At 45.7% G+C, this 20,442-nt stretch carries 13 protein-coding genes; 3 read left to right on the top strand and 10 right to left on the bottom strand.

Translation table 11 applies throughout. The annotated features are described in order from the left end of the window. Positions 1–99: 99 nt before the first annotated feature. A complete protein-coding gene (gene fliD / locus Ami103574_RS03345; protein WP_163065278.1) occupies positions 100–2,493 on the bottom strand; it encodes a flagellar filament capping protein FliD in 2,394 nt (797 codons plus the stop codon). Positions 2,494–2,705: 212 nt separating this feature from the next. Here fliD and Ami103574_RS03340 point away from each other — a divergent pair, with 212 nt between their 5' ends. After that, positions 2,706–3,467 (top strand): ParA family protein, encoded by a 762-nt coding sequence (locus Ami103574_RS03340; RefSeq protein WP_163065277.1) that lies wholly within the window; start codon positions 2,706–2,708, stop codon positions 3,465–3,467. A 3-nt stretch (positions 3,468–3,470) separates the two neighbouring features. Beyond that, a complete protein-coding gene (locus Ami103574_RS03335) occupies positions 3,471–4,538 on the top strand; it encodes a late competence development ComFB family protein (protein WP_163065276.1) in 1,068 nt (355 codons plus the stop codon). Positions 4,539–4,669: 131 nt separating this feature from the next. Here the strand turns inward: Ami103574_RS03335 and Ami103574_RS03330 are convergent, their stop codons facing one another. The 9 genes from Ami103574_RS03330 to Ami103574_RS03290 form a co-directional block, all read right to left on the bottom strand. Further along, positions 4,670–5,155, bottom strand: coding sequence for a chemotaxis protein CheD (locus Ami103574_RS03330; RefSeq protein WP_163065275.1), 486 nt, complete (start codon positions 5,153–5,155; stop codon positions 4,670–4,672). Next, the gene (locus Ami103574_RS03325; protein ID WP_163065274.1) at positions 5,148–5,774 is read right to left on the bottom strand and encodes a chemotaxis protein CheC; all 627 of its coding nucleotides are present in this window, start codon (positions 5,772–5,774) and stop codon (positions 5,148–5,150) included. The genes Ami103574_RS03330 and Ami103574_RS03325 overlap by 8 nt, the downstream gene beginning before the upstream one ends. A gap of 65 nt (positions 5,775–5,839) precedes the next feature. Next, positions 5,840–7,711 carry a FapA family protein gene (locus Ami103574_RS03320; RefSeq protein ID WP_163065273.1) on the bottom strand — a complete coding sequence of 624 codons (1,872 nt, stop codon included), beginning with the start codon at positions 7,709–7,711 and terminating at the stop codon, positions 5,840–5,842. A 51-nt stretch (positions 7,712–7,762) separates the two neighbouring features. After that, the gene (locus Ami103574_RS03315; RefSeq protein ID WP_163065272.1) at positions 7,763–8,479 is read right to left on the bottom strand and encodes a flagellar hook-basal body protein; all 717 of its coding nucleotides are present in this window, start codon (positions 8,477–8,479) and stop codon (positions 7,763–7,765) included. 22 nt (positions 8,480–8,501) lie between these two features. Next, positions 8,502–9,260, bottom strand: a complete 759-nt coding sequence (gene flgF / locus Ami103574_RS03310) for a flagellar basal-body rod protein FlgF (RefSeq protein ID WP_163065271.1) — start codon at positions 9,258–9,260, stop codon at positions 8,502–8,504. 36 nt (positions 9,261–9,296) lie between these two features. Continuing rightward, on the bottom strand, positions 9,297–10,076 hold the full coding sequence (locus Ami103574_RS03305; RefSeq protein ID WP_163065270.1) for a sigma-70 family RNA polymerase sigma factor: 780 nt from the start codon (positions 10,074–10,076) through the stop codon (positions 9,297–9,299). Between the two features lie 33 nt (positions 10,077–10,109). Further along, on the bottom strand, positions 10,110–12,176 hold the full coding sequence (gene flhA / locus Ami103574_RS03300) for a flagellar biosynthesis protein FlhA (RefSeq protein WP_163065269.1): 2,067 nt from the start codon (positions 12,174–12,176) through the stop codon (positions 10,110–10,112). A gap of 104 nt (positions 12,177–12,280) precedes the next feature. Further along, a complete protein-coding gene (flgB, locus tag Ami103574_RS03295) occupies positions 12,281–12,670 on the bottom strand; it encodes a flagellar basal body rod protein FlgB (RefSeq protein ID WP_246213186.1) in 390 nt (129 codons plus the stop codon). A 210-nt stretch (positions 12,671–12,880) separates the two neighbouring features. Beyond that, the gene (locus tag Ami103574_RS03290; RefSeq protein WP_163065268.1) at positions 12,881–17,431 is read right to left on the bottom strand and encodes an S-layer homology domain-containing protein; all 4,551 of its coding nucleotides are present in this window, start codon (positions 17,429–17,431) and stop codon (positions 12,881–12,883) included. A gap of 344 nt (positions 17,432–17,775) precedes the next feature. On the opposite strand from Ami103574_RS03290, the gene Ami103574_RS03285 reads away from it, so the two are divergent. After that, complete coding sequence (locus Ami103574_RS03285) at positions 17,776–20,412, top strand: chemotaxis protein CheW (protein WP_163065267.1); 2,637 nt, start codon at positions 17,776–17,778, stop codon at positions 20,410–20,412. The last annotated feature ends 30 nt before the right edge of the window (positions 20,413–20,442 follow it).

Genomic DNA, 20,442 nt, shown 5'->3' with positions numbered 1-20,442 from the left:
GAACTTCCTTTCTTTCTAGTAGCCTGTACGCACACGTGTTTTATAGGTTCACTACTCGCTGCCTATCCCAATATTTTTATTTCTTTGCCCTTGGGCTTATTAGGAAGAGACGCTGGACTGCAACCAGGAGCTCTGTGCATTCATAGAGGAAATGTAACTCTCCAGTTTCGTGAATTGGCTCTGGTATCGGTCCTGTCTAGTTTTCAGCAAAGTCTGAAGCGACTCCAACTTTTGAGACAAAATTTTCTGCTGTCTGCTGACGTAGTTGTTATTCGTGGTAGCATTATTGGCCAATCCAGCCAAATTTACCAAGGAACCCTTTTCTGCGCCGGTGCTCTTGGCATAGGATTCCATGATGGTCTTCATCCGGGTCACCAGACCGCCATCCAACTTGCTGCTGCCGCTGCTGCTCTTGGCAGATTCAGCAGTAGCGGTAAAGATGGACTTCACCTTTTCTGGATCGCTTTCCAGTGCTGCCTTCAGCTTGCTTTCATCCAAGGTAATCTTGCCGTTGTCGCTGTAAGAAGAGGAAGCTATCAGCCCGATGGAGGAAGCCCCTCCAATGCCCGTAATCGCAGTAGAGAAAACAAATCGAAGATCTGACGCCAGCTGGGACAAGGTGCTGTCCTGAAAAAGAATACCCTTCTTGGCCTTTTCTTCCCACGTCTTAATCTCGTCGGAAGTCATCTCTTTCTTCTGAGCATCCGTCAACGGTTTATATACTGTGGCACCTTTATTATTGCTTCTGCTACTGGTGGTTACCAGCGAATTGACGGAATCCAGTATTTTATTATAATCCTCTACCATACCCTTAATAGCGGTGATAATGTTGTCCGTATCCGCTTTTGGTGTAAAAGTGATATAGTCGTCTTTCGTGGCAGCTGTAAATTCACCTTGAGCTGTAAAGTTGATACCGTCGATGCTCACAGCATTAGAGTTTCGAATGACCTCTACGTCTTCATTCGTTCCCTCGTAGCGAATCGTCATCTTCAAGTCCTGGCCTTCTGTTACAGATCCTGCTTTCACTTTTCCGAACAGACCCTCCAACAAATTGCCTTCGCCCACTTGAGTCAAATTTACCTTGCCCTGGAAGCCTGCTTCGTCGGCAGAGATAGAGAAAGTGCCAGAGGTACTCAAATAGGTAATATTTACTCCTGCCTCGGGGTCGCTGTTGATGGTGCTAATCAGGTTAGATACAGTAGTATCCCCTGTGAAGCCGAACTCCTTTCCATTTACTGACAGCTTGTATTCCCCATCAGTATCTGCGGTAAAGCCTAAGTCCTTCAAAGTCATGGATGTATCCAGTCGATTCTTGGCCCCGTTGACTAAATTAAAGAGGCCTTTGGTACCCATGGTATCTGTGGTACTGGAGTTAATCTGCAAGAGAGCGGTCTCATCTGGTATCCCCTTGCCTTCGCCGTCCGTCCCCTTCAATGTGGCAAAAGACAAACTGCCGTCAGCATTACTGTTGACCTTGATTTTGCTTGTGCCATCTTCCGTCTTACCAAAGTTCTTGTCCAGCTTGTCCTGAATCAACGTCTGAAGTTTGACCCGCTTTTCCGACTCCGTCCCTGTAATCGTTGCATTATCCGCCTCTGTAAAGGTAATGGTTTTGCTCAAACCGTTGAGATTGAAAGTCATGTTCTTACCTGTCAAACTAAAATCTACGGTTTTCATCAGATCACTCTCTGTAGTAGGCTCACTGCCTACTATCATACCTGCAGTAGACTTATCATCCTTTTTCATGTGGAGGGCATTCAAGACCGCGCTGGAACCGCCTGCAATAGAGAAAGAGTTCGTATCCTTACTATCTACACACCCTAGTTCTATCCGTTCTCCAGCTACAGAAAATTGCAGCTTGTCCCCCAAGGTGCCCCCGATGGACAAGCCGGTCTCCTTTAATGCTACATTCAATGCATCAGCAAAGGATTGCTTATCTGTAATCTCCGCGTCATCGGCAATCTTCACCGAGTATTTACTGCCGCCGTACTTGATGGAGATGGTGCCGCCGCTGACAAGGCTCACTTGGCGGGGATCGAAAGAGATTTCTCCGGTACGAATGTCGGCACTAGTCTTGCTGCCTTCCATTACCTGGGACGCCGCCTTGGCCAGCTGGCTCACACCCGTCACGCTGTAGGTGGGCGTGTTCGTGTTAGAAAGTCCCGTGACAGAAATCTTGCTGGCATTGGTGCCTCCAGCTACCATACTGGTGCATTTATAAAAGTTTGAACTCAACAGGTTAGTACTGGAAGCATAGGAAAAGTACTTGGACTGAAAATCCAATAGAGACGTGATCACTTCTCTATAGGCATCTTGCTTCCAAGTGAAGGTCTGCTGTTGCTGTTTTACCTTGTCAATCTTGGCCTGTATGTCGGCCGTCATGGATTCTACAACGGCCTCTGTATCAATACCGCTCGCCAATCCAGTATACCCTTTTGCCGAATAGGTGCTAGCGGTACTGGATGTAGATGTACTATTTACGCTGCTTGTCATAATTCATCCTCCCTAATCATTGATTATCTTTTGCTGACATCCCTGTCTGCTCCTTGACATTATATTAATCTTACATAAAAACACGAAAAAACTTCAATATTATATATTTTTATATATTTATATATCGTCAAAGGCGAAAAATAATTAAGCCAAAATCTCGGAAAATGTGGTAAAATAGATTCATAACTACTAAACGTAAAGGGAGAAAGAAATTGGCGAAAATAATCGTAGTCACAAATCAAAAAGGTGGCGTTGCCAAGACTACCACCTGTAACGCCCTCATAGGTGGGCTTTCAAAGATGGGCTATAAGGTTCTCGGCATCGATCTGGATCCGCAGGGAAGTCTGGGCTTTAGCCTAGGCATCAACATTGAGGAGGGAGTTACCCTCTATGACGTATTCAAAGGAAAAGCTACTATTAACGAAGCGGTCCGCTCCATTGATTGCGGGCACTTTATTTCTTCCAATATCCTGCTCAGTACAGCAGAGTTGGAATTTAACCATTCTGGTCGTGAATTCTTACTGGCAGAAGCTATCAAAGACATAAAGGACATCTATGATTATATTGTCATAGATACCCCCCCTGCTTTAAACATTTTAACTGTAAATGCTTACGTTTGTGCAGATCATCTGATTATCCCCATGATTCCTGAGGTTCTCAGTTTGCTGGGCATTTCTCAGATTAAAGAGACCATCGAAAACGTGAAAAAATATTACAACCCTAAACTGAACCTGGCCTGCATCCTGCTGACCAAGTACAATAAACGGGCTTCTTTAACCAAAGAGGTCTGCGATATGACAGAAGCAATCGCCGCGCAACTGGGCACCAAGGTTGCGGAAACTTTTATCCGCAACAGCGTTGCCGTAGCTGAAGCTCCAGCTCATGGCCTAGCCTTGTTGGACTATGCCCCCAAGGCCAATGCCTGCATCGACTATTCCAACTTCGTAAAAGAACTGATTCACGGAGGATTATAATTTATGGCTAAAAAAAGCAATAAGACCGCACACGTTTTAAGCCTCCTAACCAACGGCACCAGTGACTTAACCGAAGAGGAGCGGCCCCTTGACAAGGAACCGCTGCCGGTGGAACAGCGGACTACTGCCGAACCACCGAAAGCTGAGCCACCTAAAAAGGAAGTCCTCGTCCAGCTGCCCGGTTCTGAAGAAGAAGACTTGTTGTCTGATCTTATCAAAGACGACTTGCAAAAAGAACTGGACAAGCAGATTCGCAGCAAACAGGACCTGCTTCACAGCCAAGAGGAAGACAGCAATCCGCACCAGCGGCCACCTTATTCCCCCACCTTTATGGCCATGTTCGGTCAGCATACCGTGCCAGCTTTCCCTACAGAAAAAAACAGCCCCGGCCAAAACCCAGCTGCTAAAGAAGTGCCGCACAACTCCGAATCCGAGCAAACCAAAAGAGGTGCCGAACAGACTGATCAGGGCCAGCCATCTCGTAAACGAGTTGAGAGTGAATCGCCTGTTTCCCTGAATCAAGTAAAAAGCGAACCCTATGTACTAGAAGATTTTGACGCTGAAAATGAGCGGCCTAGCCAAAAAACTTCCTCTGAACCTCTCCGTACGCGAGTGGCTTCAAGTTCTGCTGGCTTTGGCTCCATAGACCGTCAAGCAACCAACACGGAGGCAAAAGCAACGGCTGCTTATCAGAAGTTGGGTATTCAAGCTCCAAGCGGCCAGCCAAATCAACAAGCTCCATGCAACGCTGCGGCTTATGGGCAAGCCACCTACGGTAGGCTAAATCGAGTTCTCCACAATTTTGCAGAGGACATTCTGCTGGCTCAAGCTCCGCCCATTATGCAGAGTTTCAACATGTGCATCTGTCAAGACTGCCTCTACGATGTGGTAGCTATGGCCCTAAACAACATTAAACCTCTGTATTTCATGGTACCGCCGGAACAGTTTGCCGCCAAGCTGACAGCCTGTCAGGAGCAATACAGCGAAGGGCTAAACTCCGAGTTGGCCAAAGCCTGTATCAAAGTAAAACTGGACCCCTCTCATCCGAGGCATCCGGCACCACCTAGATAAACAAAAACCGTCTTTCCAGTCCATTCCAAGGTTCGGCTGCCTTTGCCGACCACTTGGAACCTTCTGAAAAGACGGTTTTTTATGTAAAATCATTATAATCAAACCCAATGAGCCCTCAAACGGGCTAACCATCACCACGTGGTAATCCCTTTAGAAAAAGCTTTGATAGTAACCATGCCATCACAAGCATTGAAACTCATCGTCCTAGCATAGTCTTGACCTACATCGTGGCCTACAATGGGGATACGCAAATCCGACAAAATCTTTTTTACTGCATCGGTGTTCCTGTCCCCTATGTTTCCCACTACCGAATCTCCTGGAATATTAAACATTCTGGCCCCTCCAGCGATCTTGGCGGTCAAAAGCCCCCTCCGAGCTCCTATACTTTCCATTTTATTCACGAGAGCAGGCACACCAGAATCCGCATATCGGCACACAGACTTACCGCTCCCGTCTGTAGGGGCAGTAGGCAGCATGATGTGAACCATGCCTGCAATCTTTGCATTTTTATCGTAGATACAAACGCCGATGCAAGAGCCTAAGGCATAGGTAATCAGTTGGTCTTCACCTCGAACCACTCCCATTTCAGCAATGCCTACAGTGGCCACACTACTCATTATATACTCCTAGTCTTGTTAAAACTCTCTTCAACGAATCTACGTCTGGAATCAACATTAAATTGTGCTTGTGCATCATACCGTCAAAAGAAAACTTCCCTTCGATAATCATAATCTTATCCGCCTCGTAGCAGTAAGTGGCCATAGGGACCGCAACCAAAGCACCCAGCATATTGATAGAGATGGCTGGTACAGATATATTTACTGGCATTCCTGTCATATCGGAGATAGCGTTCACGTAGGAGCCCATAAGAATATTGGCAATCTCGCATACCGCCGACACATGCATTTCATCCAATTCTTCATAGCTGTCTACCTTGGTTCCCAGCAGGCTGTCCAGCATAAGATTGATTACATCCAGCGTTTGGATACTCATCATCGCCCCGTGGATACCTTCCTCCAGTTTGACCATAATGCCAGCCACAATCTTTTCGGCTCCGCCCAAGGCCTCCACAGCCTCATTAATATCTAAAATTTTTACCGTAGGAATATCAATATTCACCGGCTTGCCGATGGTTCCTGATAATGCAGTAGCTGCATTTCCAGCGCCAATGTTGCCAATCTCTCTCAACGCGTCAAGCTGCATGCTGTCCAAATCTTCGTAGCTCTTTATAGCCATTCTTCTTCTCCCTCTCTATGTTTCTTCTTTTACTTCCTTCTTCTATATTTACTTAGACTTCTAATTTATACGGAACCCGGTGTAATACCATGACCTTCAATTAGGCCTTGATCATTTATAAAGGTCTGGTGATCTGTTGGATCGTTGACCCACATCATGGCGTTTCCGATAGTTAGCCGCACACCTACGTGAACTATTTTCCGTACCACAATCATGGATTCCTCATTAGCTGACAGTCTCTTCAGCTTCTCTCTTTTTTCATCAATATAGCTCATTTGCTCCCGAATGGCCGCCTTTTGACGCATGAGCACCAGAACTTTCTTCTGCTTGCTTTCCGCCTCTTCTTTTGTGTCCATGCTGTTCTTTCGAGCCAGCCGGGCTACATCCGTCTCAATCCGTTCAAATTTGCGCTTCAAAGCGTTATAATCCTGCTCAAACTGATGCGCTAATTCTTTATTTTCCCGGAGTCGTTCCTCCGGCTTTACCTTTAGATTGGTGACCTCCTGCCAATTAGGGATAATCTGAGCATCCATGGGAATATTTAAGTCACTGCCAATAACATTGACATCAATTTTACGTCCGGCGATATAATTACCCCCCAGCAAAGAAGCACGCTTGCCTTTACCGATGATATCTTCTCTCACTCGTACGTCGCAGTTGATGCAGTAATCAAATCGAAAACTGCCCCCCGCCACAATTCTGGCCATCTCCGCAAAACGAACAGTCACGTCACCATCGGCTTTCAGCAGGCCTTTCTTGGTGCCGCTAATGCCATTTTTAATAACAATATTGCCAGAAGAATTGAGAATGCTGGATTCCACATAACCGTTTATCAGAATGTCTCCACCGGCGTAGATGGCGTAATCGGAGAGCACACTGCCCTTGACGACTACTGCTCCACCAAAACGAATATTTCCCGTAGCCGGCCCCACATCACCGTTAATGGTATATACATCCTTGACCTCCAAGACACCTTTGTTCAATTCTACCATGCCAGAAATAGACGCCACATAGGTAATGCCATCTTCCGATAGTTCTACGCCCTTTCCGGCGTTCACTTCTACTGACTGACCAGCCTGGGCCTTAACCAACGTACCAAATACATCCATGCCGTCCACGCCATCCGTAGGCTGATGCACCCGGCAAAGAGCGTCTCCAACGGCTACATTACGAATCAGGTCCAATTCCTTGTAGTCTACCGTGCCGTCATCTCGTTCTTTTGGTGCATAGGTCATATCTAAAGAAAACAGATATTCCACCGTACCGTTCTGACCGTTTTCTGGCCTAGAGCCAATTGCTGCCTGAAAATCTTTATAAAAAGTTCGCCCCTTGCAGTATTCTTCAATACCACTGTGGTCAATACCAAAGGTTACCCCTTTGCCTTTCAGCAGATCATATATCACTTCGGTTGGGATACGGTTATCCGCATCACTGCCCTTCTGATAATTCTGAGCTCGGATATAGGCATTCATCTTATCTGCAGAAAAGAACAGGTTGAAAGTAATGGTACTCCGGTTTCGCTGGAATACCTCTTCCTCACTGAGCTTCGGTACAGATGCTTCCGGCTTCTTCTGCTGGCTATCCATATCCTGAAGGCTTTTCAGTTGACTAAGATCCTCTTCCAATTCTTCTGGAGCAGGGATATTCTGAGCATCGTGCTTGCTGAAAGCAGCGCCATCCATACTTTTAGCCTCGTCTTTCGGTGGCTTTGGATCTGCTGAAGCGGACTGGATGACAGGCTGAATAGGTGGTTGTTCCACCTGCGGATCAGGGGGAACTTGGCTCGGTTGAGTCTGAGCAGGTGGCTTTTCCACAAATTCTTCTTCAGAAACGGTCTTGCCCCGATTCAAGGCATCTACCGCTTTCTGATACAAGTTTCCCATCTTCCATTCTAATCCATCTTTCTTGTCTTTGGCTTTGCGCGTTGCTTTATCCATCTTATCCCTCCCGGCATAACGAAGAAAAAAATTGAAAAAAGTGATAACTCTTTATCTCAGGTTATTGATAATCTCCTCAATCTGATCTGCTGTCTGTATCATTTTCAAATTCATGGAATACGCTCTCTGGGTCTCAATCAGCTTTACCATCTCGTCACCGACTTCTGCGTTGGACATTTCCAAATACCCGCTCGTCGGCTGGGCATCCTCCATCAGGATAGGTGGACCGTTTTTAGCTACCGGTGAAAACAGATTGTTTCCTTGCAGAAGCATCCCGTCCTTCAACTGGAAATCAAAAATCCCCGGAAGTTTTTCCGTCCCGGCATTGTCCTTCCCCAGCTTGATGGGCTGGACTTCTTTATCCAGAACCAGCTGGCCGCCGCCCGTCACCAGGTAAAATTCGCCGTCCGCTCTCAGCGAGCTTTGAAAACTCCCGTCTCTGGTGTAGTAAATTTGGTTGTTCGCCGGGTCCTGAACAGCAAAGAACCCTTCTCCCGTGATGGCATAATCCGTCGGATTGTCCGTAGACTGCAAGCCGCTGCTGGTAAATTTGATATCGGTCTTCTCCATGCGCGTCCCGCTGCCTACTTTTAGCTGGGTGTCGGTTGCCTCCGGTTCCCGGATATTGGAATACAGCAGGTCTACAAAGCCTGCGCTTTGCCTTTTATATCCGGCCGTATTTACGTTAGCCATATTATTCCCCAGCACGTCCATTTTTGCCTGCTGGGCCTTAGCTCCTACCCCTGCGGTGTAAAATGATATATCCATTTCCAGCCTCCTCTCTTATCTATCAGGACAGGGAAGCAAGCTCAATAGCTCGTCCCATCAATTCATCGTAAATTTTAGCAATCTGCCCGGCACTCTGGAATGCTCTTTGGCTGGTCATCATACTTAACATTTCATCCATGGCAACAACATTAGATCGCTCAATAGCCCCTTGGGTCACAGATCCCCCGGCTGCTGTCTGATTGGCTGCATCCGTGTTTCGGAACATCCCCTCTCCTGTCTTTTGCAGCTGCGCATAATCCGCAAAATCCATCAAGTTCAACTTTCCCAACGTCTCCCCGGTGTCCGACTGCGTAATAGATCCATCTTCTTGAATATTAATCTTATCCGTGCCCAACTGTATCGGACCGTCTGTGCCCAGCACCCGGCCAATGTGCTGTAAGCACAAATAGCCTTCATTATCCACATTGAAGGATCCGTTTCTGGTGTACAATGTATCCCCTTCTGCTGTTTGAATTTGAAAGAATCCCTTTCCCTGTACCGCTACATCCAAAGGTCTCTCGGTAAACTCTAACATGCCATCGGAATAATTGGTCACCAACTCGTCCGCCGTCTTAATCATGGAAGAGGTATTGAGAGGCGTAGAAACACTTTTATCTTTGTTTCCCGTCCGGTGAATCAGCATATCCTCAAATGTAGCTGTAGCCAGCGTATCCCCTTTGTAACCTGGCGTAGATACGTTGGACATATTATTACTGATATTGTTTAATACTCTTGACTGGGTCAACATACCCGAAGTAGCCATATAAAACCCTTTAAACATGTTTTTTCTCCTTACTTCCATCCTTCCGGCTTTTGTCTATCCGGCATAATAACCTTCCAGGTTTACCCGGAGTTTCTTCAAAGCTGCCGAGTGGAGCTGAGACACTCTAGGCTCACTAATGCCCATAACCTGAGCAATCTCTTTCATATTCAACTCTTCTTTATAATACAAGGAGATGACAATCTGCTCATTTTGCCTCAAGCCCTCCACAGAATCCTTCAAGAGGCTGTGAAGTTCCTTCTTTTCCAAACTTTTGGCCGGCATAATCTCCGCATTGGCATCTTTTAAAAATTTTTCGTTAGGGCCATCTTCCTGAAGTCCATCTACCAGCGCATCAAGGGAAAGGATATTGAACAAGTTCGTTTCACTCAACGCCTTGTAATACTTCTCCAAGCTGATGCCCAAGCATTCCGCCACCTCTTCATCGACAGGATAGCGGCCTAGTTTAAAATATAGCTCAGAAAAAGTCTGATCTATAGATTTCCCCAACTTACGCACATTGCGAGGCACCCAGTCCTGCTTTCTGGCCAAGTCTACGACAGCCCCTCGAATACGCAGGGAGGCATAACTCTCAAACTTGACATTCTTTTCTGGGTCAAACCGATCTACAGCCTGCATCAGGGTAATGATGCCCTCGTTGATGATATCATCCATATCCGTAAAGCTGACGTATACTCCTCGAAGCTGTATGGCAATGGTCTTAACCATGCCACTATAGCGCAGAACAATCTCCTGCTTCAGATGGATATCGCCGGACTGGCGGTATAGCTGGAACAGCTCTTCTGTCGATTTCGATTGTAACAAGTTCTCATCCATCTTCTTTGCATTCCTCTTGCTGTACCTATATACTTACATGCTGATGTTACCCAGCGCTTGAATCTGCACGTTGTTGGCAATTTCATTGAAGGCCAGTACATACACATTTGGGAAAAACTGTTCAATCAGCCGGTAAAAATAAACTCGTATTACATTGCTGGTCAAGATGACAGGAACAGTGTTCAAGTCCTTAAATTTGCTCAAATTCTCACCCAACTGAGTGACAATCTTCTGAATTAACTCTGGGCTTAAGGCTAAATAAATGCCTTGTTCACTTCTGGTCAGACTGGAGAGGACAGCTTTTTCAACTTCCCCATCCAAAGTAATGACTTTCAGCTGGCCGCTTTCGCAGAACCGTCTAGTGATGGTTCGTTTCAACGCACCGCGCACATTTTCGGTCATAACGTCAATATCGTTGGTACTTTGAGCAGAATCCAACAAACTCTCCAAGATAGTTACCATATCTTTAACTGGAATTCCTTCTTTTAAGAGATTGTACAATACTTTTTGCAACGTGCCGTAAGCGATAATGTTCGGTACGGCCTCCTCCACCAATTCTGGAGATGTCTTCTTGGTGTTCTCCATAATCTGAATGACCTCAGCCCGGTTGAGAAGTTCGTGGACATGGCGGCGAATGGTTTCCGACAAATGGGTAAGCATAACGGACAATGGGTCGATGACGGTATACCCATACACTTCCGCCATATCCCGTTTTTCCGGCGTAATCCACTTACTAGGTATGCCATAAGCCGGCTCAATGGTCTCAATACCATCGATATCTCCTGCTGGATTAGGCGGCTCCAAAGCCAGGTAATAATCTACCAGCAGCTCTCCTTTGGCGATTTCTTCACCTTTGAGTTTAATCACATACTGATTAGCATTTAGTGCTGCACTGTCCCTCAGTCTAACCGAAGGAACCACAAAACCCATCTCTTGAGCAAACTGTCTGCGGAATATGACAATCCGGTTGATCAGATTTCCTCCGCTGCTTTCATCCACCAAAGGAATCAAGCTGTAGCCAAATTCCATCTCAATAGGTTCTACATTAATTAGCGAGTAGATGTTGTTGATATCTTTAAAATAAGCGTTTTCGTCAAACTGCTCTTCTGGATAGCTTTCCTCTTCTGCCGCTGCCGCCATACTATCCGACAACTCTTGAATCTCTGCTTTCTTGGACAGCCGCAATCCTAAAACAATCAGGAAAACGCCCAGCACCGTAGGCTGGGTATGCGGCGCCCCTGGAATCAAGTTCATCAGCAGGATGATAGCACCGGAAACAAATAACACCTTTGGCTGAGAAGTGAACTGTTTCATCACATCCTCATTCAGGGTGCCCTCAGCCACCGACCGGGTCACAATCATGCCCGTAGCGGTGGAAATAAGCAATGCTGGTATCTGCGATACCAGACCGTCGCCGATGGTGGCGATGGAATAAATATGAAGTACCTCGGAGAAGGGCAGACCACTCTGCACTACGCCGATGATAGTTCCTGCTATAAAGTTGACCAAAGCGATGATAATGGACATGATGGCATCGCCTTTAACGATTTTGGTGGCACCATCCATAGCCCCGTAGAAATCCGATTCCCGCTGAACCTTGCTTCTTCTAAGTCTTGCTTCTTCTTCGTTAATCAATCCCGAACTCAAGTCCGCATCAATAGCCATCTGCTTGCCCGGCATCGCATCCAGCGTAAATCTAGCTGCAACTTCAGCCACACGTTCCGCACCCTTGGTGATAACAATAAATTGAACCAATACCAAGATGATGAAGATAAGCACACCAACAACGATATTTCCTTGGAGTACAAATTCTCCAAAGGTCTTGATTACTTGGCCTGCTTCCCCTTGATTAGTCAAAATCAATCGGGTGGATGAAATATTTAGGGACAATCGATATAAAGTGGTAATCAGAAGCAACGAAGGAAATATGGAAAATTCCAGTGCTTCTCTTATGTACATGGTAGTAAGCAGGATTATCAGTGAAACTGTAATATTGATGACAAACATCATATCCAAAAGGAATGCAGGCAATGGTACGATCAGCAGTATAACAACCATCAGAACGAATAACGCCACGACGTGATTTAACAGCTTTTTCATTTAAAATCCTCTTTTACTCTTGTCTTTTTTTCTTGTCAATTTTCTCTCTTGCCTTTTCCTTTATTTTTTTGTGGTTTCCCATATGAAAAGATATCAGCCTTCGATTATTTGCCGATGGCTGATCTGATTCTGCTGAACTGGTCATTAATCTGGTATATTTGATACTGATACTGAAGCTCTGCTCTGGCCAGTTCAATCTCTTCTACGTCCACGTTGACGTTATTACCATCCAGCCGGCTGCTCTCTTCTGAGCTGACATCGACTCTCATCTTGGATTCCAAGATAGCCTGACGGATATCTTCCCGCTTGGGATTGAGGCGATTTGCAAAAGTGTTCAAATTGCTGTTTAACTCATCCTCAAAGGAAATCATCTTGGCCTTGTAGCCCGGAGTATCATTGTTAGCGATGTTCTCTGAGATAATCCGCTGTTTCTCCCATAGGTAATCTAAGCTCTTCTGGGATAGTAAAATATTGTTGTTATCAATCCAGCTCATATCACTTTCCTTTCCGCGAATATATTTCTATATTTTCAAGCTTTTTACATTCGTATATCTTCTACTAATAGTTTTCTTCATTATACATTTTTTTTCAAGCTTTAACAATAATATTTGACAAAAAAAGCAAAGGCCTCCGAAATGCAAAGGACCCCATCTCGAAAAAACTTTCCGTGATGGGGTCCCTTAAGGTAACTTTTATTTTATTCTTTATTGTACGAACCTTGGTACAAAATAAGACTTCTTTAGATCTGGTACGGTTTCGCCCTTCTCCACCGTCGTATTTTCTACAAATTCCATAACGAACTGTCCTGCACGCCAGCCACCTCTATCATAAATTTCAGCATTAATGGCGATAGTACTGCCATCCTGCACTCCGCTGAACTCAAAACTGATAGCAGTAATCGGCTTCTTGCCCGACACATCGCCGTCTTCGGTGGAATAGATGTCAGCCAGCACAGCCATGTTGGTCCTGTCATACATAAACAAGCCTCCATCTGCGGTCGGCAGCGGCTGCCGTCCGTTTACCAGCCGTTCTGCCGTCAGCGGCTCCATGACATCACCAGCCAAAGCATTCTTGAAGTACAATGGTTCACTGAATCGAACCGTTATGGTGCCGGCAAAGGTGTTGACCTTAACGCCGCTGCTAGGATCCGTCTCTGATTTTACTTTGATAATGGTAGTCTTCGGATTTTCAAAGATATACGGTGGCACGGTATCCTTAGACCGCACATTCTTATATACATATACCTTATCAGATATCATCCCCGAATATTCACTCTGAAGGGCTACAAAGACGTCATAAGTCTTCGTCGCTTCCATATTCTTGGCAATAAAGGTAAATGGTGTAGCCTTCATCGCTGAAAAATTTCCAGAATCTACTACTGTACCATCGGAATTGCTCAGTCGGATTACCTGCTCTGGTGTTAGAGCGGTCTTTCCATCCTTATCTGTATAGGTACCACCTGTGTACATAACCCAGTATACCTTTACAGCTGTGTTAGCCACTCCGCCCATCTCTGCCGTCTTCTCTGTGGAAATCCCTGTCGGATATGGCCCTTCTGTGAGTTCCGGGGTAATCTCAGGGGAAGTCTTGAAGTCATCTGCATAGATATAGCCCGGTGAAGTGAACTGGGCATTAACAACCTCCAGGTTATCAGAGAAAATACCCTTCAGCACGTAGAAAAATTTATATCCAGTGTTCGGTATAAGCCCATCTACCAGCTTTTCATACTGAATCTGTCCGTCAGCCATGTTGATCGTGCCAGACTTGCTGTTGATGTAAGATGGCAATCCGTTAAGGACTTGATCTACCGTCGGCGGCACCTTACCATTGACCGTGGCTGTCGGTACGATAACGTAGTACATCTTTGCAGCTTTGTCCGTCATGGTGACAATATTCACCGCCGTGTCATAAACATCATACTGAATATCACCTATGAGTTTCGGCTGAGCCGTATCTGCATAAACCCGTTTTACTGTAAATACTTCCGGATTGCTGACAATGAGTGTGTCTGCGTTTTTCTTGACAATATCCAACGGGTTACTCTTGTTCAGGATGTCCGTACCCAAGTTGGTTAGATTGTGAGGTTCTCCAATGACCGCCATAGCAGAAATATTCAACGTACCATTCCAAGAGGTCAGCCTGCCAGCCTCCATCCCTTTAAAGCTGGTAATATTTAACCGATAATTCTTGTTGCTTACATTCATGAATTGTTCATAGCCCCACGTTGGCTGCATAGCTGCTATGCTTCTAGCCTGACCTGCTTCTAATCGCAGACCAGAAGCATATGGTACAGCGGATGGCGTACCGCCGTTGTCAATATACAAATCAAATGTGATGGTCTGATCCGCTTGAATAATTACATCAAAACGTTTGTCACTATTGATGCCATCAGCTTTCTTTAAGCTAAAGCCAATTTCATTGTCTTTTAAAATCTCCGTGCCATTGTATCTGGTCATGTAGACCTGAGGGGCCACCACCTTAAAGGCTGACAGCAACGTAGCCTGACTCATGGCGTTTCCATCAGAATCCACCACGTTATTCAGTTCAAATTGATAATGTCCGCCGCTGTTCAATCCGGCGCCACCGCCAAAAGCTTCCGGAGGGAAGGTGACCACAGTCTTGCCATTTTTCTCACCTACCTGCACTTTTGTATAATCAATACCAGTAATATAATCCGGCTTAGAAACTGACAGAAGATCGTGAACCGAGAACATACTTGCCAAAATCGTGGCTTTCTGTTCTGCCGGAACCTGAGTTAAACGAATATCTTTTTCCGTGCCATCGTAATAAACAATCTCGTTAAAAGCCACGCTGATATTGGAGCTGACCATTGGATTTCCTTCCAGCACCTTATCAAACTCCATAGTGCCTACTGGCGCCGTTTTATCTAGGGTTTTCAGTCCCAGCAATGCCGCAGGCTCTGAGTAATTTCCGGCCTTATCCATGAGCACAAAATATACATCATATGGGGTTTCCTTGCCCAACCCGGAAATACTCAAGTTGGCATCGGTCTTTTCTGCTACAGTTACTTTGCCGCTCTTCTCTGCTTTCTGTCCGGTCGTGATAGCCCGTATTTTCAGTTCTTTTTGAATCGCTCCGTCCGTGATGGACTCGTAGTCATCTACCGGTGGGAATGGCGAATCAAAAGTATAGGCTGCCCAATACAACGTACCTGCCTCCGTGGACATATGACGAATGTTCAAGGCCGTAGCCGAACTTGGCGCATTCCACGGATAACCACTCATAAAGGCCGGAGGCGTCTCGTCTGAGGTGGCAGCCGTTACTTTAGCCAGCCGAGACAAGTTCTCGCTTTCATCCTCTAAAACCATATATATATCGTAGGTAACGCTTTCATCTAAAACCTTTTCGCCCGTACCTTGCACAATGACTTCCTTCTGGTCATTCATTCCCAGTCCATATTCCGTCCCTAGACCCAAGGCGCCAGAGACTTTCATCTCCGCCAAGGATTCTGCCGTAGGCGGAACCGACTTGCTCGGCAGCACAGCCCAATGAAGTTTTACATTCTTAGAAGGCATAACCACCATAGCAAACTTGTCCTTTGATGCAGTCTGAACCTTCGGTGTACCATTTAAAAATGTCGGTGCAACCACGTCTACCGTGGTAAAGGGTTCGTCTTCTACATTGGTCGTGTCTTCTTTAAAGTCCTCAAAGACCATGTAATATTCGTAATGAACACCGCTAATCAGGCCTGTCACGTTGATAGTCACTTCTTTTTCGCCCACCACGCTGACATTTCCAGACTTCACTACATAACGGGAATCTGGAGTCATAACATCCTCTTCAGACATACCTGACTGAATCAAATCGGTGTTCTTGACAGCCCAATATACCTTGCCGGGCTTATTTGTCTTCGCCAGCAGCTTAACACTGGTGGCTTTCAATTCCTCATATTTTGGGTAATCGTCCATGAATTCCGGACTGGCATTGCTGGCTTCCGCATCCACGCTGGTCATAGTCTGTCCGTTGATGACAGCAGTTACACCAGGGCGGATATAGATGTGCTCCGGCAGCATGGAAATATTGGTTCCATTAGCTGAGATAGACACTTCATCAATCTCGCCAGTGCCTGTCACCGTCGTAGCTGTATCGCAAAATAGGGAATTGACGATAGCATTCTTCTGAATGAACACCGATCCTTTAACCGCATCCTCATCCACTGTCAAAGAATCTACCGAGCCCTTATCTACACTAATCTTGTTGTCTGGAGCCTTTACCATCACATTTTCAAAATCTCCTGACAGATTCAATGTGGTGCCGCTAGGTCCATTGAGCACTACATCTTCAAAGGCCGTGCTGGAACCATCCTCTTCCAGATAAGCACTACTTTTCACCGTAGTCGTGTGAATGACGCTGCCGCCCTCCGCCCGAACGCTCATAGGGACCTTCGAATCACTGGAATCAATAACCAGATGATTGATATCGCAGTCAACCAAAACAACGCTGACCTGCCCGCTCTGGGCATTTCCCGTCCCGCTGATAATTAGGTCACCACCTACGGTCAGGTTTTCCAGTTCTGTGAAACCCGTGCCCATACCAGCTGTTATGTATAAATCCCCAGGAACAATAGTATTCCTCAAATTAGCGCCCGTCTCTACCACGGAGACGTTTCCGTTGGCGTAGCCGATATAATTGGCACCTTTTTCTTTGACAATTTCACCTGCCACTTCAGACAAAACCTTGGCCATTTCTCCCCTGGTCATATAGTCTGCTGGTTTAAAGGTGTTGTCCGGATAACCCGTCAAAAACCGCTTTCCCACGGCAGCATTGATGTAATCCTTACTCCAGCTGCTGAAATTTCTGCTGTCCGCAAACTGAAGAGAATCAAAGGGAACCCCCTCTATTTTCAGGGCGCGGCAGAGCAGAGTTACGGCTTCTTCCCTCTTTAAAGGGGTGTCCGGTCCCGCCGTATCTGGGTAAATGCCTGTAAAGTAGCCCTGCTTCTTAGCTACACTGATGTCATCATAGTACCAGGCCTCCTGGGCTACGTCATTAAATGGCATGCTTCCTCTCTGACTATATCCAAACGCCCGGTTTACCATAGCCACGAATTCCGCTCTGGTGATAGAGTCATTTGGATACAAGTTGCCATTTTCATCTCCACGCATGACCTGCTGTGAGACTAAATTGTTCAGATATTGGTCTGCCCAGTGGGCCGCGTAGCTTTCGCCCGTGGTGAAGTACGCACCGATGCATACAAGCACGCCGCACAGCCATATCGTCAAAATTCTTTTCATATCTTGCGCCCCTTTCAGTATATAGTAATATCGCTGTTTTATATTTCGACAGAAAAGGCTTTTTCTTAATATTTATTAGAAAAAATTCCCCTTGGACCAAAAATATTTTTAATGGTGTTTTTTCAATCAATCCCTCCTTTATTTTAACTGGTTCTCATGAGAAGTGCTCCGTCACCTAAAACCTTATCTCTTTATACCCAAAATACTTACAAATGCCTTAATGTACGCCTTTTTTTCTTTCATATTTTGACAAATTTCTGTTTCTAATTTAAAAATACTGTGTTAATATATAAAGTATATAAGTTTATGCAAATTTAGCATCTATTGAAGGTGGTGTTCATGTTATGGATAATGGTTTAGACAATATGTTAGACATGTATTTGTTTGAAACAAATACTCTTTTGGAGCAGTTGGATGAACTGCTAATGGATGCGGAAAACGCCGATTGTTTTTCAGCAGACCAGATTAATGAAATTTTTAGAATCATGCACACAATCAAGGGTTCCTCTGCCATGATGCAGTTCAATTCTTTAATGACTGTTGCTCACAGAATAGAAGATATGTTTTTTGTCATACGTGAAAACGGTGCAGTAGAAGAGCAATACAGCCAACGGTTATTTAATCTGATGTTTAAGTCCAGTGACTTTTTAAAAGCTCAGATCTCTCTTATTGAAGGGGGTCAGCAAACAGACGAAAGCGCCGATGACATCGTTGGTGAAATCGAGCACTTGCTGGCCGTTATGAAAGGACAAGCCGAAGATCAGCCGGTTGCAGCCCAAGCTAAAACCACAGCAGCTGCCCCAACAGACCAGATTGCTGCCGCCTCCGACAAGGCTCATGTCAATCTAGACCTGTCTGTCAAACTATACTTTGATCAAGGCAGCGGCATGGAAAGTCTTCGCGCTCTGATGTTGCTGAAAAACATCGCCGAAGTCTGCGTCGATGAAATCGTCACCACGCCTTCTGGTATCGAAGCTACCACTGAAATCACCCAGGAACTGATTGAAAACGGACTGCTGATTACGTTTGGCTGTGACCAAGATTTTGTCAATGGCCTAGAGATTATCAAGCAGGACATATATGTAGATAATTATGAGCTTTTAGTTACCGACAACAAAGCTTCTCTAAACGATGCTGTCATTCCTGTGGAAACAAAGGAGGCTCAACTTATGGAAGAGAAAGTGCTCACCCCAACTGTATCCGAGAACAGCAATGAAACGAAGGATGCAAAGAAAGGGAAGGACGAGAAAGTCGATTCTGCAAAACAGCCGACCACCAATACGAATAGCAACAATAAAACCAACTTGATTAACGTCAATCTGTCCAAGTTGGACTCCCTTATGGCTCTGGTAGGCGAATTGGTTATTACCCAATCCATGGTAACCTCTTCCTCTGATTTAAAAGATTTGAAGCTGGACAACTTCACCAAGGATGCCAGACAGCTAAGAAAGCTCACCACCGAGCTCCAGGACATCGTCATGTCTGTGCGGATGGTGCCCGTTGCCGGCGTATTCCAAAAGATGCACCGAATCGTCCGGGATATGAGTCATACGCTGGGCAAGGACGTACAGCTGGTAACCGTAGGAAATGATACAGAAATTGATAAAACCATTGTAGACAGCATTCAGGATCCATTGATGCATATTGTACGAAATTCCATGGACCACGGTATCGAGCCGGATGTCAAGGATCGTATTGCTCTCGGCAAACCAGAAAAAGGCACCATCACCTTAAAAGCAGAGCACACCGGCAGCGAAGTGATTATCACCATTTCGGATGACGGCCGAGGCATGGACCCTGACAAAATTTTGGCTTCCGCCAAAGAAAAAGGCCTGCTGACTAAGCCGGAAAGTGAATATACTAAGAAAGAAATCCTTCAGCTGACATTGCTGCCAGGCTTCTCTACCAAGGAATTGGTGACAGAATTCTCCGGCAGAGGCGTAGGCATGGATGTAGTAACGAAAAATATTGAAAAGGTAGGCGGCAATGTATACATATCCTCGGAAGTAGGAGAAGGCACGGTGACCACTTTTAAGATTCCATTGACTTTAGCCATCATCGACGGTATGGAGTGCCGTGTCAGCGGCTACCAGTTCACCATTCCAATCGCCAATATCCGCCAGTCTTTTAAGGCTACAAAAGAAGATATTGTCTACGATGCCGCCAGAGGCGAGATGATTCAGCGAGGGGATGAATTTATTACCCTGGTTCGGTTGAATAACCTATACAAGATTGACGGCGGGATTCAAGACATCGAAGACGGAATCATCATGTGGGTGGAATTTGCTGGCTCCTCATACTGCCTGATGGTTGATGAGCTCATCGGACAGCACCAGGTAGTAGTCAAACCGCTTCCTCTGTACTTCGGCGCTTACAGCCTGCGCAACTTCGGCATTACCGGTTGTACTATCTTAGGCGATGGTAATATCAGTATCATTTTAGATGTGCCAAATATCTTTAACTTTGCCACAGGGCAATTGGAAGATCGAAAGAATGTTCAAAAGGAAAATGGCGAAGAGACTGATGTAAACGATTACATTCTGGAAGATAAGACGGACAACAGCATGTTGAAGCTCTTGACCTTTACTGTAGGAGACAAGTCCTTTGCCATCAATACGGATTATGTGACGGAAATCATCAATGTCTTCTCTATCACTCAGTTCCCAATGCTTCCAGATTTTATTAAGGGCGTAACCAATGTCCGGGGACAGATTATTCCTGTTTTAGATATGCGTTTGAAGCTTGGCAACAACCAGGCTGTAGACACCTCCAGCAACAAGTCCTGCATCATTATCCTGGAGGTTAACTCAACCACATTGGGTATCTTAGTAGACGAGGTCTTCCTGGTGGCAGACGTGGAGAAATCAGCAGTTGCTCCACCTCCGTCCAACAACAAACACGATCTGATTACGGGCATCGTGGAAATCGAAGAGATGATACATTTGATCTTCGACCTGTCCTCTCTTACAAAAGTAGCTTAAATGTGAATTTACTCAGAAGGAGTCCCATTT

The sequence above is a fragment of the Aminipila butyrica genome (genome assembly GCF_010669305.1).
Classification (GTDB): domain Bacteria; phylum Bacillota; class Clostridia; order Peptostreptococcales; family Anaerovoracaceae; genus Aminipila; species Aminipila butyrica.
Note: the sequence above shows the minus strand (reverse complement) of the source record. Positions and strands in the feature narration are given on the sequence as shown.